The sequence below is a fragment of the Kluyvera genomosp. 2 genome, assembly GCF_036759865.1.
Lineage (GTDB): Bacteria > Pseudomonadota > Gammaproteobacteria > Enterobacterales > Enterobacteriaceae > Kluyvera > Kluyvera ascorbata_B.
Window position 1 is genome coordinate 165,064 of the sequence record NZ_JAPKIA010000008.1, and the last position, 17,489, is coordinate 182,552.

At 51.1% G+C, this 17,489-nt stretch carries 14 protein-coding genes and 2 tRNA genes (1 of these 16 running past the window's edge); 6 read left to right on the forward strand and 10 right to left on the reverse strand.

Going from position 1 to position 17,489, the window contains the following annotated elements; genetic code table 11:
• Positions 1–51: 51 nt before the first annotated feature.
• The 6 genes from oppF to V6942_RS10835 form a co-directional block, all read right to left on the reverse strand.
• Positions 52–1,056, reverse strand: coding sequence for a murein tripeptide/oligopeptide ABC transporter ATP-binding protein OppF (gene oppF / locus V6942_RS10810; protein WP_106930805.1), 1,005 nt, complete (start codon positions 1,054–1,056; stop codon positions 52–54).
• Entirely contained in the window at positions 1,053–2,048 is a 996-nt protein-coding gene (locus V6942_RS10815) for an ABC transporter ATP-binding protein (RefSeq protein ID WP_182965332.1), read from the reverse strand. Before V6942_RS10815 ends, oppF begins: the two co-directional genes overlap by 4 nt.
• A gap of 11 nt (positions 2,049–2,059) precedes the next feature.
• Positions 2,060–2,968: an oligopeptide ABC transporter permease OppC gene (gene oppC / locus V6942_RS10820; protein ID WP_106930801.1), complete on the reverse strand. Its 909-nt coding sequence runs from the start codon at positions 2,966–2,968 to the stop codon at positions 2,060–2,062.
• A 14-nt stretch (positions 2,969–2,982) separates the two neighbouring features.
• Positions 2,983–3,903: an oligopeptide ABC transporter permease OppB gene (oppB, locus tag V6942_RS10825; RefSeq protein ID WP_106930799.1), complete on the reverse strand. Its 921-nt coding sequence runs from the start codon at positions 3,901–3,903 to the stop codon at positions 2,983–2,985.
• 84 nt (positions 3,904–3,987) lie between these two features.
• Positions 3,988–5,619: an oligopeptide ABC transporter substrate-binding protein OppA gene (oppA, locus tag V6942_RS10830; protein WP_106930797.1), complete on the reverse strand. Its 1,632-nt coding sequence runs from the start codon at positions 5,617–5,619 to the stop codon at positions 3,988–3,990.
• Between the two features lie 759 nt (positions 5,620–6,378).
• A complete protein-coding gene (locus V6942_RS10835; protein ID WP_106930795.1) occupies positions 6,379–7,026 on the reverse strand; it encodes a YchE family NAAT transporter in 648 nt (215 codons plus the stop codon).
• A 493-nt stretch (positions 7,027–7,519) separates the two neighbouring features.
• Between V6942_RS10835 and adhE the strand changes: the two genes are divergently transcribed.
• A complete protein-coding gene (gene adhE, locus V6942_RS10840; RefSeq protein WP_182929001.1) occupies positions 7,520–10,192 on the forward strand; it encodes a bifunctional acetaldehyde-CoA/alcohol dehydrogenase in 2,673 nt (890 codons plus the stop codon).
• Positions 10,193–10,333: 141 nt separating this feature from the next.
• Here adhE and tdk read toward each other — a convergent pair whose 3' ends face one another.
• Complete coding sequence (gene tdk / locus V6942_RS10845; protein WP_106930791.1) at positions 10,334–10,963, reverse strand: thymidine kinase; 630 nt, start codon at positions 10,961–10,963, stop codon at positions 10,334–10,336.
• A 911-nt stretch (positions 10,964–11,874) separates the two neighbouring features.
• Here tdk and hns point away from each other — a divergent pair.
• On the forward strand, positions 11,875–12,288 hold the full coding sequence (gene hns / locus V6942_RS10850; RefSeq protein WP_064545023.1) for a histone-like nucleoid-structuring protein H-NS: 414 nt from the start codon (positions 11,875–11,877) through the stop codon (positions 12,286–12,288).
• A gap of 161 nt (positions 12,289–12,449) precedes the next feature.
• Here the strand turns inward: hns and galU are convergent, their stop codons facing one another.
• From galU to rssA, 3 genes are all read right to left on the reverse strand, one after another.
• Positions 12,450–13,358: a UTP--glucose-1-phosphate uridylyltransferase GalU gene (gene galU / locus V6942_RS10855; RefSeq protein WP_106930789.1), complete on the reverse strand. Its 909-nt coding sequence runs from the start codon at positions 13,356–13,358 to the stop codon at positions 12,450–12,452.
• Positions 13,359–13,674: 316 nt separating this feature from the next.
• Positions 13,675–14,688 carry a two-component system response regulator RssB gene (gene rssB, locus V6942_RS10860; RefSeq protein WP_106930787.1) on the reverse strand — a complete coding sequence of 338 codons (1,014 nt, stop codon included), beginning with the start codon at positions 14,686–14,688 and terminating at the stop codon, positions 13,675–13,677.
• Between the two features lie 91 nt (positions 14,689–14,779).
• Positions 14,780–15,691, reverse strand: a complete 912-nt coding sequence (gene rssA / locus V6942_RS10865; protein ID WP_106930785.1) for a patatin-like phospholipase RssA — start codon at positions 15,689–15,691, stop codon at positions 14,780–14,782.
• A 113-nt stretch (positions 15,692–15,804) separates the two neighbouring features.
• Here rssA and V6942_RS10870 point away from each other — a divergent pair, with 113 nt between their 5' ends.
• The 4 genes from V6942_RS10870 to V6942_RS10885 form a co-directional block, all read left to right on the forward strand.
• Complete coding sequence (locus tag V6942_RS10870; RefSeq protein WP_106930783.1) at positions 15,805–16,263, forward strand: YchJ family protein; 459 nt, start codon at positions 15,805–15,807, stop codon at positions 16,261–16,263.
• Positions 16,264–16,309: 46 nt separating this feature from the next.
• Positions 16,310–17,152: a formyltetrahydrofolate deformylase gene (gene purU / locus V6942_RS10875; protein ID WP_106930781.1), complete on the forward strand. Its 843-nt coding sequence runs from the start codon at positions 16,310–16,312 to the stop codon at positions 17,150–17,152.
• 163 nt (positions 17,153–17,315) lie between these two features.
• Positions 17,316–17,400, forward strand: a tRNA-Tyr gene (locus V6942_RS10880).
• Between the two features lie 34 nt (positions 17,401–17,434).
• A tRNA-Tyr gene (locus tag V6942_RS10885) sits at positions 17,435–17,489 on the forward strand; it runs 130 nt beyond the window's last position.

Here is a 17,489-nt window from a genome sequence, read left to right on the forward strand (position 1 = left end):
GATGAACCCTCGTATAAAAAATAAGGGCTGGCAACCTGCCAGCCCAGATGATTATAACGGGTCAACCTTGAGACAGGAAACCGCGTGGCGGAAACTGCCTTCTAAGAGGGGGCGCGTTTGCGCACATTCTGGCCCGGCCAGCGGGCAGCGCGTACGGAATACGCAGCCTGAAGGCGGGTTAATCGGCGAAGGCAGCTCCCCTTCCAGCAATTGAATGGTTTTATTCTGCTCCAGATCCGGATCCGGAACCGGCACAGCGGACATCAGCGCCTTGGTGTACGGGTGCAGCGGATTGTTGTACACCTCGTCATAGGTGCCCAGCTCCACCGCATGCCCCAGATACATCACCAGTACGCGATCGGAAATGTGCTTCACGACGGCCAGATCGTGGGCAATAAAGATGAGCGACAGGCCCATTTCACGCTGTAGCTGCTGCAGCAGGTTCACCACCTGTGCCTGAATCGACACATCCAACGCGGATACTGGCTCATCACAAATGATCAGCTTCGGCTCAAGAATCAACGCCCGCGCAATGCCGATACGCTGGCACTGACCGCCGGAAAACTCATGCGGGTAACGATTGACGAGGTTTGGCAGCAGCCCCACCTTCATCATCATGGCTTTCACTTTGTCACGGACTTCCTGACGTGGCATTTTCGGGTAGTAGGTGCGTAGCGGCTCGGCGATAATCTCGCCGATGGTCATACGCGGGTTCAGCGACGCCAGCGGATCCTGGAAAATCATCTGGATATCGCTGCGCACGTTGCGCCATTCATCCGGTTTCATCCCCAGCAGATCTTTCCCCAGCCAGGCGACTTTACCATCGGTCGCTTTCACCAGGCCGATAATGGCACGCGCAAAGGTGGATTTACCGCAGCCGGACTCTCCCACCACGCCCAGCGTTTCGCCTTCGTATAAACGCAGCGTCACGCCATCAACCGCTTTCAGGGTTTTTGGCGGCTGCCAGAACCACTGTTTGCCATCTTTAATCTCGAAGTGGACCTTTAAATCGGCGATTTCGAGCAGTACTTTTCTTTCGTCAGTCACGGCGCTCATACCAGTTCCCCCACGTTCTTAAAGCAGGCGCGTAAGCGGCCTGGCGCAAACTCTTCCAGCGGCGGTGCGCTGCTACACACGTCCATCGCATGCGGACAACGCGGCTGGAACGGGCAGCCTGATGGTAAACGCAGCAGGTTTGGTGGGTTACCCGGAATGGTCAACAGCGATTCGCCTTCGCCGTCGAGACGTGGAACCGCATTCAACAGACCAATAGAATAAGGATGCGCAGGCTGGTAGAAGACATCGCGCGCTTTGCCGTATTCCATGGTCCGCCCGGCGTACATCACCAGCACCTTATCGCAGATCCCGGCGACCACGCCGAGATCGTGGGTGATCATGATTATCGCCGTATTGAACTCGCGCTTAAGCTCGTTCAGCAGGGTCATGATTTGCGCCTGAACGGTCACGTCCAGTGCGGTCGTTGGCTCATCGGCAATCAGAAGTTTAGGGCGACACAACAGTGCCATAGCGATCATCACACGCTGACGCATCCCGCCGGAAAACTCGTGCGGGTACATCCTCATGCGCTTACGCGCTTCCGGCATTTTCACCGCATCCAGCATTTTCACCGATTCTTCAAACGCTTCAGCTTTTCCCATGCCTTTGTGCAGCATCAGCACTTCCATCAGCTGCTCGCCTACCCGCATATACGGGTTCAGTGAGGTCATCGGGTCCTGGAAAATCATGGAAATCTGCTCGGCGCGCAGCTTGTTAAGCGTATGCTCCGGCAGGTTCAGGATTTCTTTACCGTTAAACAGCGCCGATCCCCCAATACGCCCGTTGCTTGCCAGTAACCCCATCAACGCAAACGCGGTTTGCGACTTTCCGGAGCCGGACTCGCCGACAATCCCCAGCGTTTCGCCTGCACGCAGGCTGAAGTTGAGGTCGTTAACGGCGGTGACATCGCCGTCGGGAGTTTTGAAGGTGACGCGCAGATCTTTCACATCCAGCAGACGCTGTGACGCTGTTGCCGTTTCAATTATGCTCATGGCAACGCTCCTTAACGGTCTTTCGGGTCGAGGGCATCACGCAGGCCATCGCCGATAAAGTTAAAACAGAACAGGGTCACCACCAGGAACGCCGCCGGGAACAGCAGCAGCCATGGCGAAACTTCCATCGAGTTAGCACCGTCGCTCAGCAGAGCGCCCCAACTGCTCAGCGGCTCTTGTGTCCCCAGTCCGAGGAAGCTGAGGAATGATTCAAACAGAATCATGCTGGGCACCAGCAGAGAGGCATACACCACTACCACCCCCAGCACGTTCGGTACGATATGGCGCACCACAATGCTGACGGTCGATACGCCGCCTACCTGGGCTGCTTCAATAAACTCTTTACGCTTCAGGCTAAGCGTCTGCCCGCGAACGATACGCGCCATATCCAGCCAGGACACCATCCCGATAGCAACAAAGATCAGCAGGATGTTTTGCCCAAAGAAGGTCACCAGCAGGATCACGAAGAACATAAACGGGAAGGAGTTGAGGATTTCCAGCAAACGCATCATTACCGAATCGATTTTCCCGCCCAGATAGCCGGAGAGCGAGCCGTACAGCGTGCCGACAACCACTGCAACCAGCGCCGCAGCGATCCCAACCATCAGAGAGATTCGCCCGCCGATTGCCACACGGACCAGCAGGTCGCGGCCGGAAGAGTCGGTACCAAAATAGTGCCCGGATTCCATATCCGGCGCATTGGACATCATGCCCCAATCGGTGTCGAAATAGGAAAACTGCGACAACATCGGCGCCAGGGTGACGAACAGCGCAATCAATACCAGCACAACCAGGCTGGCTACCGCCGCGCGGTTATGCATAAAGCGACGACGCGCGTCCTGCCACAGGCTGCGGCCTTCAACCTCAAGCTTCTCACTGAAGTTTTCCAGCGCCTCGCTGCTTTTTTTACTTAACATCATGGCGAACTCCAGCCTTAATAGCGAATTTTCGGGTCAATCACGGCGTAAAGTACGTCGACAACCGCGTTAAACAGGATCGTTAGCGCGCCAACCAGAATGGTCAGGCTCAGTACCAGGGAGTAGTCGCGGTTAAGCGCCCCGTTAACGAACAGCTGTCCAATCCCCGGCAAGCCGTAGATTGTCTCAATGACCATCGAACCGGTAATGATACCGACGAAGGCAGGCCCCATATAAGAAAGCACCGGCAGCAGCGCGGGTTTTAAAGCGTGACGGAAAATAATCCGCCGCATAGGCAACCCTTTCGCCCTTGCGGTACGAATAAAGTTGGAGTGTAAAACCTCAATCATTGAGCCACGGGTAATACGCGCAATGCTGGCAATATAGGCCAGAGAAAGCGCCACCATCGGCAGAATCATGAACTTCAGCGCCCCGCCGTTCCAGCCGCCGCCGGGCAGCCAGTGCAGTGTAATCGCGAAAATCATGACCAGCAGCGGCGCCACCACGAAGCTGGGGATAACCACCCCGGTCATCGCGACCCCCATCACCGCGTAGTCCCACTTGGTATTCTGATTAAGCGCGGCAATCACCCCCGCTGAGACACCAAGAATAACCGCCAGCAGGAATGCCGCCGCGCCTAATTTGGCCGACACGGGCAGACTGCTCGCCACCAGATCGTTGACCGTATAATCTTTATATTTGAACGATGGCCCAAAATCGCCGTGCGCGAGCTGTTTCAGATAGCTGAAATATTGGGTGGTAATGGGATCGTTAAGGTGATATTTCGCTTCAATATTGGCCATAACCTCTGGCGGCAGCGTGCGCTCCCCCGTAAATGGGCTACCAGGCGCAAGACGCATCATAAAGAACGAAATGGTAATAAGAATAAATAACGTCGGAATCGCTTCAAGACAGCGACGGAGAATAAATTTCAACATTGCCCATACCTTTTGGCTGTGCCTGTAATAATACAATAATGCGAGACACCGTGGGGCAAGCCGAGCCTGCCCCACGTATTGCCATTAGTGCTTAATAATATACATATTTCTTGTATAAGTATTATCCAGCGGGTCTTTGCCGGTATAGCCACCGACCCATGGTTTCACCAGTCGGGCGTTTACATAGTAATAAACCGGTACAATCGCGCTGTCTTTGTCGAGCTGCTGCTCTGCTTTGCTATACAGTGCGGTACGCTGCGCTTCATCGGTCGCTTTCAGCGTTTCAGCCATGATGCTATCAAATGCCGGGCTCTTATAATGCGCGGTATTCATTGAGCTGTTAGACAACATGGTGTTCAGGAAAGAGGTGGGTTCGTTATAGTCGGCACACCAGCCTGCGCGCGCAATATCAAACGTCCCCTGGTGACGGGAATCCAGGAAGGTTTTCCACTCCTGGTTAACCAGCTTCACATCCACGCCAATGTTCTTTTTCCACAGCGATGCTGCGGCAATCGCCAGCTTCTTGTGCAGATCGGATGTGTTATACAGCAGGTTAATGGTCAGCGGTTTATCCGCGGTATAACCCGCTTCGGCCAGCAATTTCTTCGCTTCTTCGTTACGTTTGGCCTGAGTCCAACCGAACCACTCTGGTGGCGTCAGTTTTGCACCATCGGTGTAAGGTGGCGTATAGCCATAAGCCGGCATATCACCCTGTGCTTTTACCTTATTAACAATAATATCGCGATCGATACCCAGCTTCAGCGCAGTACGCACGCGCGCATCGGTAAACGGCGCTTTCTGGTTGTTAATTTCGTAGTAGTAGGTGCAGAGGTATGGGTCAACGTGAACTTCGCTCGGGATCTCTTTTTTCAGCTTCTGGAACAGTTCAATCGGCATGTTGTTATAGGTCATGTCGATTTCGCCGCTACGGTAACGGTTTACGTCCGTCACTTCAGAAGAAATTGGCAGGAAGGTAACCTGATCGATAACGGTTTTCGCGTTATTCCAGTAAGTTGGGCTGCGCTCAAGAACGATACGCTCGTTCACTACCCAATCTTTTAATTTATAAGCACCGTTGGTGACGATATTCGCCGGCTGGGTCCATTTTTCGCCATATTTTTCGATTGCTGCTTTTGGTACTGGCGAAGTGGAAGGATGCACCAGCAGCTTGTAGAAATAAGGAACCGGTTCGCTTAAGGTCACTTCTAACGTATGGTCGTCAACCGCTTTTACGCCGAGATCGGTAATCGGTTTTTTACCTTCGAGGATTTCATCGATACCCGCGACATGGCCATACTGCAGGTAGCTTGCATACGGTGAAGCGGTTTTCGGGTCAACTGAACGCTGCCAGCTGTAAACAAAATCTTGTGCGGTCACCGGCGAACCGTCGGACCATTTAGCGTCTTTACGCAGATGGAAGGTCCAGACTTTAAAGTCTTTATTATCCCAGGATTCTGCTACGCCCGGTGCTGGATGGCCGTCCAGATCACTGACCAGTAACCCTTCGAACAGATCGCGGCTAATATTGGACTCTGGAACACCTTCGATCTTATGCGGGTCAAGAGACTGCACTTCGGAACCGTTATTACGAACCAGGGTTTGCTTTTCTGCCAGCTGCACACCCGCGGGTACTTCTGCAGCCATAGCCGCGTTCCCTGCGATCAGCGCGGTGAGAATACCTGCCGCAACCAAACTTCTTTTTGTGATGATGGACATTGTGTTGATACTCCGTTCATTATTATTACTGACTGAAGTCAGCCTGTTTTAGTCCCCTTGCGGGTTCCTGTACAGCGCAGGAGATTTTTGCGTCTGCCAGGTCATTTACTGCCTGCTATCACCGACTTTTTTATTACGGTCGCTCTTTGTGGCAACCTGACGTCGATTCATTAAAGCTTCCCCCTGTCGGGACGCTTTTCTTATTCTGTTCATCACTGTTTACAAATAGAAACAGTTATCGTTTACATTACGTTATCCGCAAATAACTTAGGCCGGAAAGTACCAAATGACGATTATCACCGCCAATATAATTTGCAAATTTGTTAACCAATTCTCTTTTGCGCAGCATCCCACCCGCAGCAGGACAGCCTATAGAGAAAGCACCTAATCATGAAATCCATAAATTTCAGATAGATATGCAAAAATCTTTCGTATGACTCAACGCGTCAGCGTCGGAGGCGATTTTTTGCACAAAAACTTAACAGTTGCTCAATTTTTAGCACATAACTCTGCTGTGAAACTGAAATTACTAATATCATTTCAATTATCTAACGGCAAGCCCCAGAGTATCGTGTGAGAGAAATAACATTTCTATGCGGGAAGCAAGAAGATGAGGAAATGCATATCGCATTGATATTAATGGTTATTTTAGAATCATTCGAATTAATTATTTCTGTATCGGCATGATAAATGAACGATATGATTTTGTGATATTAACGGCAACAATAGATGTTAACATCCATTGCCGCCGTAGAATATTTAACCGACCAACCCCGGAAAGATGGATTTGATACCGGTCACAATAAATTCGATGCCAAGCGCCATCAATAATAGGCCCATGATACGGGTGACGACGTTAATTCCGGTTTGCCCCAGCATACGTACCAGCCAGGGAGAAATACGGAAAATGCCCCAACAGCACCAGGCAAACAGCGCAATAGATAAAGAAAAGCCGAGCAGATAAGTGAGCGAATGGTAGCGGGTACCCCAAACGATTGTCGAACTTATGGCCCCCGGCCCCGCCATCAGCGGCAGCGCCAACGGCACAACCCCCAGGCTTTCACGTACGGCGGTTTCTGATTTTTCCTGCTTGTTCTGCTTATCTTCCCCCAGCTTGCCGCTGATCATCGACATGGCAATCGATACGACCAGGATCCCGCCGGCAATGCGGAACGAATCGATGGAAATGCCGAACAGTTGCAGGATGAAATCCCCAAGGAAAAGCGAGGTCAGCAGAATAATGGCCACCGACAGGCTTGCCGTCAGGTTGGTTTTATTACGCACCGCCGCCGTTTGATAACTCGTCAGGCTGATAAAAACGGGTATCAGCCCAACCGGGTTCACCAACGCAAACAGCCCAATAAAGAACTTAAAGAAGATAGGAAAATCAAACAGCGTTTGAATCACGTGAACCCCGGAGCATCATTAAAAGTTGTAGTTGACGAACTGCAAATCGCGAGTCGCGCAGACAATACCCTTTTTATTAGCCATGTTCATTAGAATTATCCATAAAAATGAGGCAAAAACAGAGTGTTATGCATTTGTATAAAGTATGCTAATGTTTACACCACCAATACCCACCAATGATTAACAGTTTATACAATTTGCTAAAATCGGCCTGCTGAAAGGTGTCAGCTTGCCTTAAATTTGATTTAGATCACGTAAATCGTACTCAGAAGTGGGTAATCTGCTTACACCGAAAGAGAAACGGCCTCATAAATAAGGCGTATTTTCCGGTAAGCTCCTTGGCTAAATCGAAGCTCTTTTAGTAAATCAGTGAATCAGTTTGTGGGTAACACCTTGTTTCCTTAACTCTTTCACCAGCTGCAGGTGATTTGTCTATACTGACTTGTCGAGCAGATGATTCACTAAAAAAGTTTAACATTATCAGGAGAGCATTATGGCTGTTACTAATATCGCTGAACTTAACGCACTCGTCGAGCGCGTAAAAAAAGCCCAGCGTGAATATGCCAGTTTCACTCAAGAGCAAGTTGATAAAATCTTCCGCGCCGCCGCCCTAGCTGCCGCAGATGCTCGAATTCCTCTCGCAAAAATGGCCGTTGCCGAATCCGGCATGGGTATTGTTGAAGATAAAGTGATCAAAAACCACTTCGCTTCTGAATATATCTATAACGCCTATAAAGATGAAAAAACCTGTGGCGTGCTGTCTGAAGACGACACCTTCGGTACCATCACCATCGCTGAACCCATCGGCATCATCTGCGGTATCGTACCGACCACTAACCCAACTTCTACCGCTATCTTCAAATCACTGATCAGCCTGAAGACGCGTAACGCCATCATCTTCTCTCCGCACCCGCGTGCGAAAGATGCGACCAACAAAGCAGCAGACATCGTTCTGCAGGCTGCAATCGCTGCTGGCGCGCCAAAAGATCTGATCGGCTGGATTGACCAACCGTCTGTAGAACTGTCTAACGCGCTGATGCATCACCCGGACATTAACCTGATCCTTGCGACCGGTGGTCCAGGCATGGTTAAAGCAGCATACAGCTCCGGTAAACCAGCAATCGGCGTTGGCGCAGGTAACACCCCTGTTGTTATCGACGAAACCGCTGATATCAAACGTGCTGTTGCATCTGTTCTGATGTCTAAAACCTTCGATAACGGCGTTATCTGTGCTTCTGAACAGTCCGTTGTTGTTGTTGACTCCGTTTACGATGCCGTTCGCGAACGTTTCGCCAGCCACGGCGGCTACATGCTGCAGGGCAAAGAGCTGAAAGCGGTTCAGGATATTATCCTGAAAAATGGCGCGCTGAACGCCGCTATCGTTGGTCAGCCGGCGCACAAAATTGCCGAACTGGCAGGCTTCACCGTACCAGAAACCACTAAGATTCTGATCGGCGAAGTGAAGGTTGTTGACGAAAGCGAACCGTTTGCTCACGAAAAACTGTCTCCAACCCTGGCGATGTATCGTGCAAAAGACTTCAACGATGCCGTTGAGAAAGCTGAAAAACTGGTTGCGATGGGCGGTATCGGTCATACCTCTTGCCTGTACACCGACCAGGACAACCAGCCAGAACGCGTTGCTCACTTCGGTCAGATGATGAAAACCGCGCGTATCCTGATCAACACCCCTGCTTCTCAGGGTGGTATCGGTGACCTCTACAACTTCAAACTCGCACCTTCCCTGACTCTGGGTTGTGGTTCATGGGGTGGTAACTCCATCTCTGAAAACGTTGGTCCTAAGCACCTGATCAACAAGAAAACCGTTGCTAAGCGAGCTGAAAACATGTTGTGGCACAAACTTCCGAAGTCTATCTACTTCCGTCGTGGCTCACTGCCAATCGCGTTAGATGAGCTGATTACTGATGGCCACAAACGTGCTCTGATCGTGACCGACCGCTTCCTGTTCAACAACGGCTATGCAGACCAGATCACTTCTGTACTGAAAGCGGCTGGCGTTGAAACTGACGTATTCTTCGAAGTTGAAGCTGACCCGACTCTGACCATCGTTCGTAAAGGTGCAGAGCTGGCGAACTCCTTCAAACCAGACGTGATTATCGCGCTGGGCGGCGGTTCCCCGATGGACGCAGCAAAAATTATGTGGGTCATGTACGAACACCCAGAAACGCACTTCGAAGAACTGGCGCTGCGCTTTATGGATATCCGTAAACGTATCTACAAGTTCCCGAAAATGGGCGTGAAAGCAAAAATGGTTGCGATCACCACCACTTCCGGTACCGGTTCTGAAGTGACTCCGTTTGCGGTTGTAACCGACGATGCAACTGGCCAGAAATACCCACTGGCTGACTACGCGCTGACGCCTGACATGGCGATTGTTGACGCCAACCTGGTCATGGATATGCCGAAGTCCCTGTGTGCTTTCGGTGGTCTGGATGCCGTCACTCACGCCCTGGAAGCTTACGTTTCCGTACTGGCTTCTGAGTTCTCCGACGGTCAGGCTCTGCAGGCGCTGAAACTGCTGAAAGAAAACCTGCCAGCGTCTTACCATGAAGGTTCTAAGAACCCGGTAGCACGTGAGCGTGTACACAGTGCAGCCACCATCGCCGGTATTGCGTTTGCGAACGCCTTCCTGGGCGTATGTCACTCAATGGCGCACAAGCTGGGCTCTCAGTTCCACATTCCTCACGGTCTGGCGAACGCCCTGCTGATCAGCAACGTTATTCGTTATAACGCGAACGACAACCCGACTAAACAGACTGCATTCAGCCAGTACGACCGTCCGCAGGCTCGTCGTCGCTACGCTGAAATCGCTGACCATCTGGGGCTGTCTGCTCCGGGCGACCGTACCGCAGCGAAAATCGAAAAACTGCTGGGCTGGCTGGAAGAAATCAAAGCTGAGCTGGGTATTCCTAAGTCTATCCGTGAAGCTGGCGTGCAGGAAGCTGACTTCCTGGCACACGTGGACAAACTGTCTGAAGATGCGTTTGATGACCAGTGTACTGGTGCTAACCCACGTTACCCGCTGATTTCTGAACTGAAACAGATTCTGCTGGATACCTACTACGGTCGTGACTTCGTTGAAGGCGCGCCGGCGGTAGAGAAAAAAGAAGCTGCACCGGCTAAAGCTGAGAAAAAAGCGAAAAAATAATTCGCTTTAACGCTCGCTGAAAGCACAAAGAACAAGCCCCATCCTCGTGATGGGGCTTTTTTTATTACCGTGAAATCAGCAATAAAAAACGCGCTTCTACTCCCCGGCGATGACAGGGGGTAGAAACGCGTCTGAAGGCGTTTAGCAGGAACGATGGGCTAGACGATGCTTATCCTGAATAACGGCCAGAGAGCCTGTTTCCAGCGCTTCTTTGTAATGTTTTCGACAAACGGAGACATAGCGCTCATTACCGCCAATCACCACCTGCTCACCTTCATTGTAAGGACGCCCTTCCTGATCGAGACGCAGCACCATACTGGCCTTCCGCCCGCAGAAGCAGATGGTTTTTAATTCCACCAGTTTGTCGGAGAGCGCCAGCAAATATTGGCTGCCGATAAACAGTTCGCCGCGAAAGTCCGTTCTCAGCCCGTAGCACAATACGGGGATATCGAGGTTATCTACCACGTCAGAAAGCGCATAGACCTGCTCTCGGGTCAGGAACTGGCATTCATCCACCAGCACGCAGTTAACCTGCTCACGGGCGTTCTCCGCACGAATTTCGTCAAACAGGTCGCTACTCTGGTTAAACAGCTTCGCTGGCGAAGAAAGGCCAATTCGCGAGCTGACTTTACCGGCACCAAAGCGGTCGTCTATTTCCGCGGTATAAACCACGGTGCGCATGCCGCGCTCCTGATAGTTGTACGACGACTGCAACAGGGCGGTCGACTTCCCGGCATTCATTGCTGAGTAGTAGAAATAAAGTTGTGCCATTGGCTGAGAAATCCTAATCGATGCGTTTTTTAAACGGAGCGCAGTGTAACATATTTTATCCCCAGGCTTCCTGCGTCATCCATACCATTTCCCCCTTACTTCGCACCAGCAACGCCAGAGAGGGATGAAAAAGGTCGGTAAAACCGAAATTAAACGGCTGCAGAGGTTTATTGCTGCCTATTTATAACCGACATAGAGGTAACTGCATCATAAATCTGAAATATTTAACCGCATCCCGTTCAGTCAGACGTCAATGTACCGCACACCGTGCGCCCACAAATTAGCTCGACAGGTTAATAGTTGAAAAGATTAATGAGTTTGCCTGAAAAAATGTGATCGCCGACAAATTGTGTAGCGCACTGCCGGGTATTGTTATCTGTAAATTAAACAGCATCGGCTTGAAATAACATCGCCATAACTATGGACTTAACCCTGTGAACCCCATTACGCCGGGCTTATTACCGTAGTTTCCTTGTTGGAATCGTTTTCTCTACCCAACAATTTACCCATACACGCGCTGAGGCAAATAGATGAATAGCGGTTAAGGATACCGCTGCCGAAAGCCGGCCTGGAGGCAGAATGGTTGAGCAGCGTAACCATTCATCATCGATAAAGTAATGCACAAAATGGATGCAACCACGCTAATACATAAGGTTGATATTTATCCATACGGGGTATATTTATGCACCCGTGTGCTTCAGCATGGCACTCGTTATCCCGCTGCGCTTTCCCGCAATAACGACCGATCAACCGAAGAAGTCTGGCCGCAATTTAACTTATAAATATTAATGGCAGCATCAAATAACACGTTATTTTGAATTCCTTACATTCTTCCCTATTGCACATCTGATTTTATCGCTCTATTATTACTTCAACAAACCACCCCACAATATAAGTTTGAGATTACTACAATGAGCGAAGCACTTAAAATTTTGAACAACATCCGTACTCTTCGTGCGCAGGCAAGAGAATGCACCCTTGAAACGCTTGAAGAAATGCTGGAAAAATTAGAAGTTGTTGTTAACGAACGTCGCGAAGAAGAAAACGCAGCTGCTGCGGAAATCGAAGAGCGTACCCGTAAACTGCAACAATATCGCGAAATGCTGATTGCTGACGGTATTGATCCGAACGAACTGCTGAATAGCATGGCTGCTGCTAAAACCGGCACCAAAGCAAAACGCGCTGCACGTCCGGCTAAATATAGCTATGTTGACGAAAACGGCGAAACCAAAACCTGGACCGGCCAGGGTCGTACCCCGGCAGTTATCAAAAAAGCGATGGACGAACAGGGTAAATCTCTGGACGACTTCCTGATCAAGGATTAATCCTTACGCTTCGCAAAAATCCCGCTACGGCGGGATTTTTTATATCCACAATACCCCGTCTGCACGAACGCACCTACGCAAGCACGCTCATTTTTTATCCTTTTGTGTTATTCAGAAATAAAAAAACCGGGTTTCCCCGGCTTTTTAGAGCATCCGTTATATTACTTAGCAATGCCCAGCGTATCTTGCAGCCACGCTTTGAACTCTTCGCCCAGCGTATTGTGACGAATACCGTATTCAACAAACGCCTGCATATAACCCAGCTTATTACCACAGTCATGGCTTTTGCCTTTCATATGGTATGCTTCGACGGTTTCTTTATCGATCAGCATATCAATCGCGTCAGTCAGCTGGATTTCATCGCCGGCTCCCGGAGGGGTCTTCGCCAGCAGCGGCCAGATATCCGCGCCAAGAACATAACGCCCAACGACCGCCAGATTAGACGGCGCAACGTCGGCTTTCGGCTTCTCAACGACGCCCACCATCGGTACGCTGTCGCCAGGCTTCAGCTCTGCGCCTTTGCAGTCAACCACGCCGTAGGCCGTCACGTCTGCAACCGGTTCGACCATGATTTGGCTCACGCCGGTTTCATCGAAACGGCTAATCATTTCGGCCAGGTTTTCACGGCTCAGATCGGATTCATATTCGTCGAGAATAACGTCCGGCAGAATGACCGCAACGGGCTCATCGCCGACCACCGGGTGCGCGCACAGTACCGCGTGGCCCAGGCCTTTCGCCAGACCCTGGCGAACCTGCATAATGGTGACGTGCGGCGGGCAAATAGCCTGCACTTCGTCGAGAAGCTGACGCTTAACGCGCTTCTCCAGCATCGCTTCAAGTTCGAAGCTGGTGTCGAAGTGGTTTTCAATAGAATTCTTAGAAGAATGAGTCACCAGCACAATTTCAGTGATACCAGCTGCAATACACTCGTTCACGACATACTGAATTAAAGGCTTATCCACCAGCGGCAGCATTTCCTTAGGAATTGCTTTGGTGGCAGGCAACATCCTTGTACCTAATCCGGCAACCGGGATAACAGCCTTTCTTACTTTCGAATTTAGGGCAGCCATTCAAATCTCCTGAACTGTTCAAACTTTGAACTTGCTCGTTTATTAATAACGCGCCGAGTATATCATCACAACCTACTGAGGCTGCTCTGAAAAGGACGCGATGACCTCGAATTAAGATTTATACTCGAAAGTCGGGCTGAAGGAGGAGCGCCGCCCATAAGATCGGCGCTGGCATAAATCACCTAAGCCGAAGATAACGGGTTCGTTCAACGCACAGCACGCTGAAGTATGACGAGTATATCCACATCAATTTGCCTGATAGTATCACCACGGCAGTTAAGCTGTTAAAGCTATCCCTGAAAAAAAATGCGTTTGCTCATTCCGCAGACAACATTAAGCGTAAACGGCCGCCTTTACCCCAAATCTGGCACTGCCATGAAGTGCAGCGCTGGCTTATTTGGTTAAGGTAGGCGTTTCCTAACGTACCCAGCGGTACGCCATTGCTTATTTGTATTTGATGGTCGCCGGTATTTAATGTGCCGTTCAAACCGGCCGATACCAGGATAAGATTTTTTAACCCGCTGTGATAATAACCCACCAGCAGCGGGAACTGGCCGGGTAGATTGGCCTGACGGAGCAGTTGATTAACCTGTTTTAACAAACTGCCTAATTCTGGCAGACGCTGGCCTTGATGCGCGAACTGCTCTTGCAGCAGACCATTAAACAGCACACGTAATAGCAATGCGGCAAGAACGCCATTATCACCCGCGCGGGTAACATCCAGACAATAAAATGCCAGATCGTGTTCAGAAAGCGGCGCAATATCCAAAACTAAGCCTGGCGCATCCACCGCCATCAGCTGGCGATAATTTATCCGGCAATGGGATATTTTTTGCTGCACCGGCGGCTGTAGCTCTTGTAACAGTTTTGCCGCCGCTGCCGGATTGCTCACTAACGCATCCCAATCTTCAAATAACCGCTCTTCCTCTTCCACTCGGGAATTAAACATATTGGGATACAGACAAGCCAGCACGGTTTCCCGCAGCCGGTTGAGGTCTTTCACCGGCTTTAATAACACATCCTGCACGCCAAGGCGCAGTGCCCTCGCGATATCGGCCATATTTTCAGTCGCGGAAATAATCAGAATCGGCAAGGTATCACCTGCATTACGCAAATGCTCCACCAGCTGCAGGCCGTTCATCCTTGGCATGGCCAGGTCGCAAATCATCAGATCTGGCCTCTGACACTCTATCTGCGAGAGCGCATCAACGCCGTCCTGGGCCAGCAACGTGCGCGCGCCAAGCGACGAAAGCCATGAATCCATAAGTGAGCGGAAAACGGGTTCGTCTTCGACAATTAAAATGTGTTTACCCGCCAACGGCTGCGTCATGATATCTCCCCTGCCCGACGATATTTAAATAGTGGCATGCTATTGCGATCATCGCCTTTCAGATTTTGCTGAAGTAGTCGAAAAAAGTGCCTTAAGTTGAACTCTGAACCAAAGGCAAAAGCTCATCTGTCTTTTTTTCAACCGCTTGTTGGCCCGCGGCGATTGCAGATGAGGCTCGATGAAAATCCAGAGTTGAGATCTGGGGACAAAACGGTTGCAGTAAAATATCCGGCGGGTCACCCGCCATGCGGTTACGCTTGAGACGGTTTTCCAGCACCTGTATCGATGTGGTCATTATTTCCATTGCCGTAGGCGCCACCACGGAACGACGTGAGGCAACGCGTCCTAGCCGAGCGCGCAGGCGTTCATGCCATGATAGCTCATCGGGAGACTCATCGATCTCCGCATCGGGTTGAATATTCACGGACAGCAGATCCTGCTGCATAAGATGTGCGTCATGTTGCAAATCGACAGCGATAACAATGTCCGCGCCCAGCGCACGCGTGAGCGAAACCGGTACCGGGTTAACCACCGCACCGTCAACTAACCAGTAGCCGTTATGCAACACCGGCGCCATCAGACCGGGAATACTGCATGACGCGCGCACGGCCATATGTAAATCACCTTCCGTAAACCACAACTCGCGACCGGTGCTTAAATTGGTGGCGACGGCCGCAAAGCGTCGCTCGCACTGCTCAATGGTGTCATTGGGCATAATCTGCCGATATTGATTAAATACGCGTTCACCGCGCAGCAACCCACCGCGCCGCCAGGAGAGATCCATCAGGCGCAGTACATCCCAGTAGCTAAACGAACACACCCACTGCTCGAGCGCGGGAAGCTGGTTGCTGGCGTAAGCTGCCCCTACCAGTGAACCAATAGAGCAACCGGCAACAATATCAACTTCAATGCCCATTTTCTGTAGCGCTTTAATCACGCCGATATGCGACCAGCCGCGCGCCGCTCCTGAACCCAACGCCAGGCCGATTTTAATTTTTCTCATTGTTACCGACGAACATCCTCTTATTTCTGGCGTGGCATCATCTCCATCGCTCGGTTACCATATCGCAATCAGGCGAAACCTCGCCGTTATTTTATCGAATCAGGGAGATCTCTTTGTCTGAACTTTGCCCTTGTGGGAGCGCTCTCGAGTATAGCTTATGTTGCCAGCCTTATCTGTCTGGCAATGCCGCGGCCCCCAGCCCATCGAGTCTTATGCGTTCGCGCTATTGCGCCTTCGTGAAGAAGGATGCAGATTATCTGGTGAAAACCTGGCACCCCACCTGTCAGGCCGACGCGTTTCGCGACGACATTCGCAACGGTTTCGCCCATACTGAATGGCTGGGGCTCACCGTTTTCGCCGAGGAAGACGGCCGCCACGCCGACGAAGGCTTCGTGAGCTTCGTTGCCCGTTTTCGTGAACATAACAAGAACGGCGCCATCATTGAGCGTTCACGATTCTTAAAAGAAAACGGGCAGTGGTATTATATCGATGGCACACGGCCAGTCATTGGCAGAAACGATCCCTGCCCCTGTGGTTCAGGGAAGAAATTTAAAAAATGCTGCGGGCAGTAGGCCCGGCAACAGCTTCGCAAACATCATCAACAGGATTTACCCGGCAATGCATTCCATCCAACGAAAAGTTTTACGCACAATCTGCCCTGACCAGAAAGGCCTGATCGCGCGCATTACCAATATCTGTTACAAACACGAACTGAACATCGTGCAGAACAATGAATTTGTCGATCACCGCACCGGGCGTTTCTTTATGCGTACCGAGCTGGAAGGGATCTTCAACGATGCAACCCTGCTGGCCGATCTGGACAGCGCCCTGCCGGAAGGTTCGGTACGCGAGCTGAATCCCGCCGGGCGTCGCCGTATCGTGATTCTGGTGACCAAAGAGGCGCACTGCCTGGGCGATTTGTTAATGAAGGCGAACTACGGCGGCTTGGACGTTGAGATTGCTGCCGTTATTGGCAACCATGATACGCTGCGTTCGCTGGTTGAACGCTTTGGCATTCCGTTCGAACTGGTCAGCCACGAGGGTCTTGCCCGCGAGGAGCACGACAAGCTGATGGCGGATGCCATTGAAGCCCACCAGCCGGATTATGTCGTGCTCGCGAAATATATGCGCGTGCTGACGCCGGAGTTTGTTGCCCGCTTCCCGAACAAAATCATCAATATTCACCACTCGTTCCTGCCGGCCTTTATCGGCGCGCGTCCGTATCACCAGGCCTATGAACGCGGCGTGAAGATCGTTGGTGCCACCGCCCACTACGTCAACGATAACCTGGACGAAGGTCCGATCATTATGCAGGATGTGATTCACGTCGATCATACCTATACAGCAGAAGATATGATGCGCGCCGGGCGCGATGTAGAAAAAAACGTGCTCAGCCGCGCGCTTTATCAGGTGCTGGCGCAGCGCGTCTTTGTGTACGGTAACCGGACGATTATTCTTTAATCGTTAGCGAAATGAATTGATTAGCTTTAACCCGTTACGGATAAAAAGCAGGCAAACAGTTCATTTTCGACAAACGAATGCTTTACAGCGGCGCGTCATTTGATATGATGCGCCCCGCTTCCCGAGAAGGAAGCAGGCCAGTAAAACCTAGCATTACCCCAGTGGTGGGGTTCCCGAGCGGCCAAAGGGAGCAGACTGTAAATCTGCCGTCATCGACTTCGAAGGTTCGAATCCTTCCCCCACCACCATCTTCAAGCTTTACCTACAATGTGAATTACCCCTGGTGGGGTTCCCGAGCGGCCAAAGGGAGCAGACTGTAAATCTGCCGTCATCGACT

Coding starts and splice junctions, on each gene's coding strand:
- oppF (WP_106930805.1), bottom strand. CDS start 1,056: ATGAGCGCCGTGACTGACGAAAGAAAAGTACTGCTCGAAATCGCCGAT.
- V6942_RS10815 (WP_182965332.1), bottom strand. CDS start 2,048: ATGAGCATAATTGAAACGGCAACAGCGTCACAGCGTCTGCTGGATGTG.
- oppC (WP_106930801.1), bottom strand. CDS start 2,968: ATGATGTTAAGTAAAAAAAGCAGCGAGGCGCTGGAAAACTTCAGTGAG.
- oppB (WP_106930799.1), bottom strand. CDS start 3,903: ATGTTGAAATTTATTCTCCGTCGCTGTCTTGAAGCGATTCCGACGTTA.
- oppA (WP_106930797.1), bottom strand. CDS start 5,619: ATGTCCATCATCACAAAAAGAAGTTTGGTTGCGGCAGGTATTCTCACC.
- adhE (WP_182929001.1), top strand. CDS start 7,520: ATGGCTGTTACTAATATCGCTGAACTTAACGCACTCGTCGAGCGCGTA.
- tdk (WP_106930791.1), bottom strand. CDS start 10,963: ATGGCACAACTTTATTTCTACTACTCAGCAATGAATGCCGGGAAGTCG.
- hns (WP_064545023.1), top strand. CDS start 11,875: ATGAGCGAAGCACTTAAAATTTTGAACAACATCCGTACTCTTCGTGCG.
- galU (WP_106930789.1), bottom strand. CDS start 13,358: ATGGCTGCCCTAAATTCGAAAGTAAGAAAGGCTGTTATCCCGGTTGCC.
- rssB (WP_106930787.1), bottom strand. CDS start 14,688: ATGACGCAGCCGTTGGCGGGTAAACACATTTTAATTGTCGAAGACGAA.
- rssA (WP_106930785.1), bottom strand. CDS start 15,691: ATGAGAAAAATTAAAATCGGCCTGGCGTTGGGTTCAGGAGCGGCGCGC.
- purU (WP_106930781.1), top strand. CDS start 16,310: ATGCATTCCATCCAACGAAAAGTTTTACGCACAATCTGCCCTGACCAG.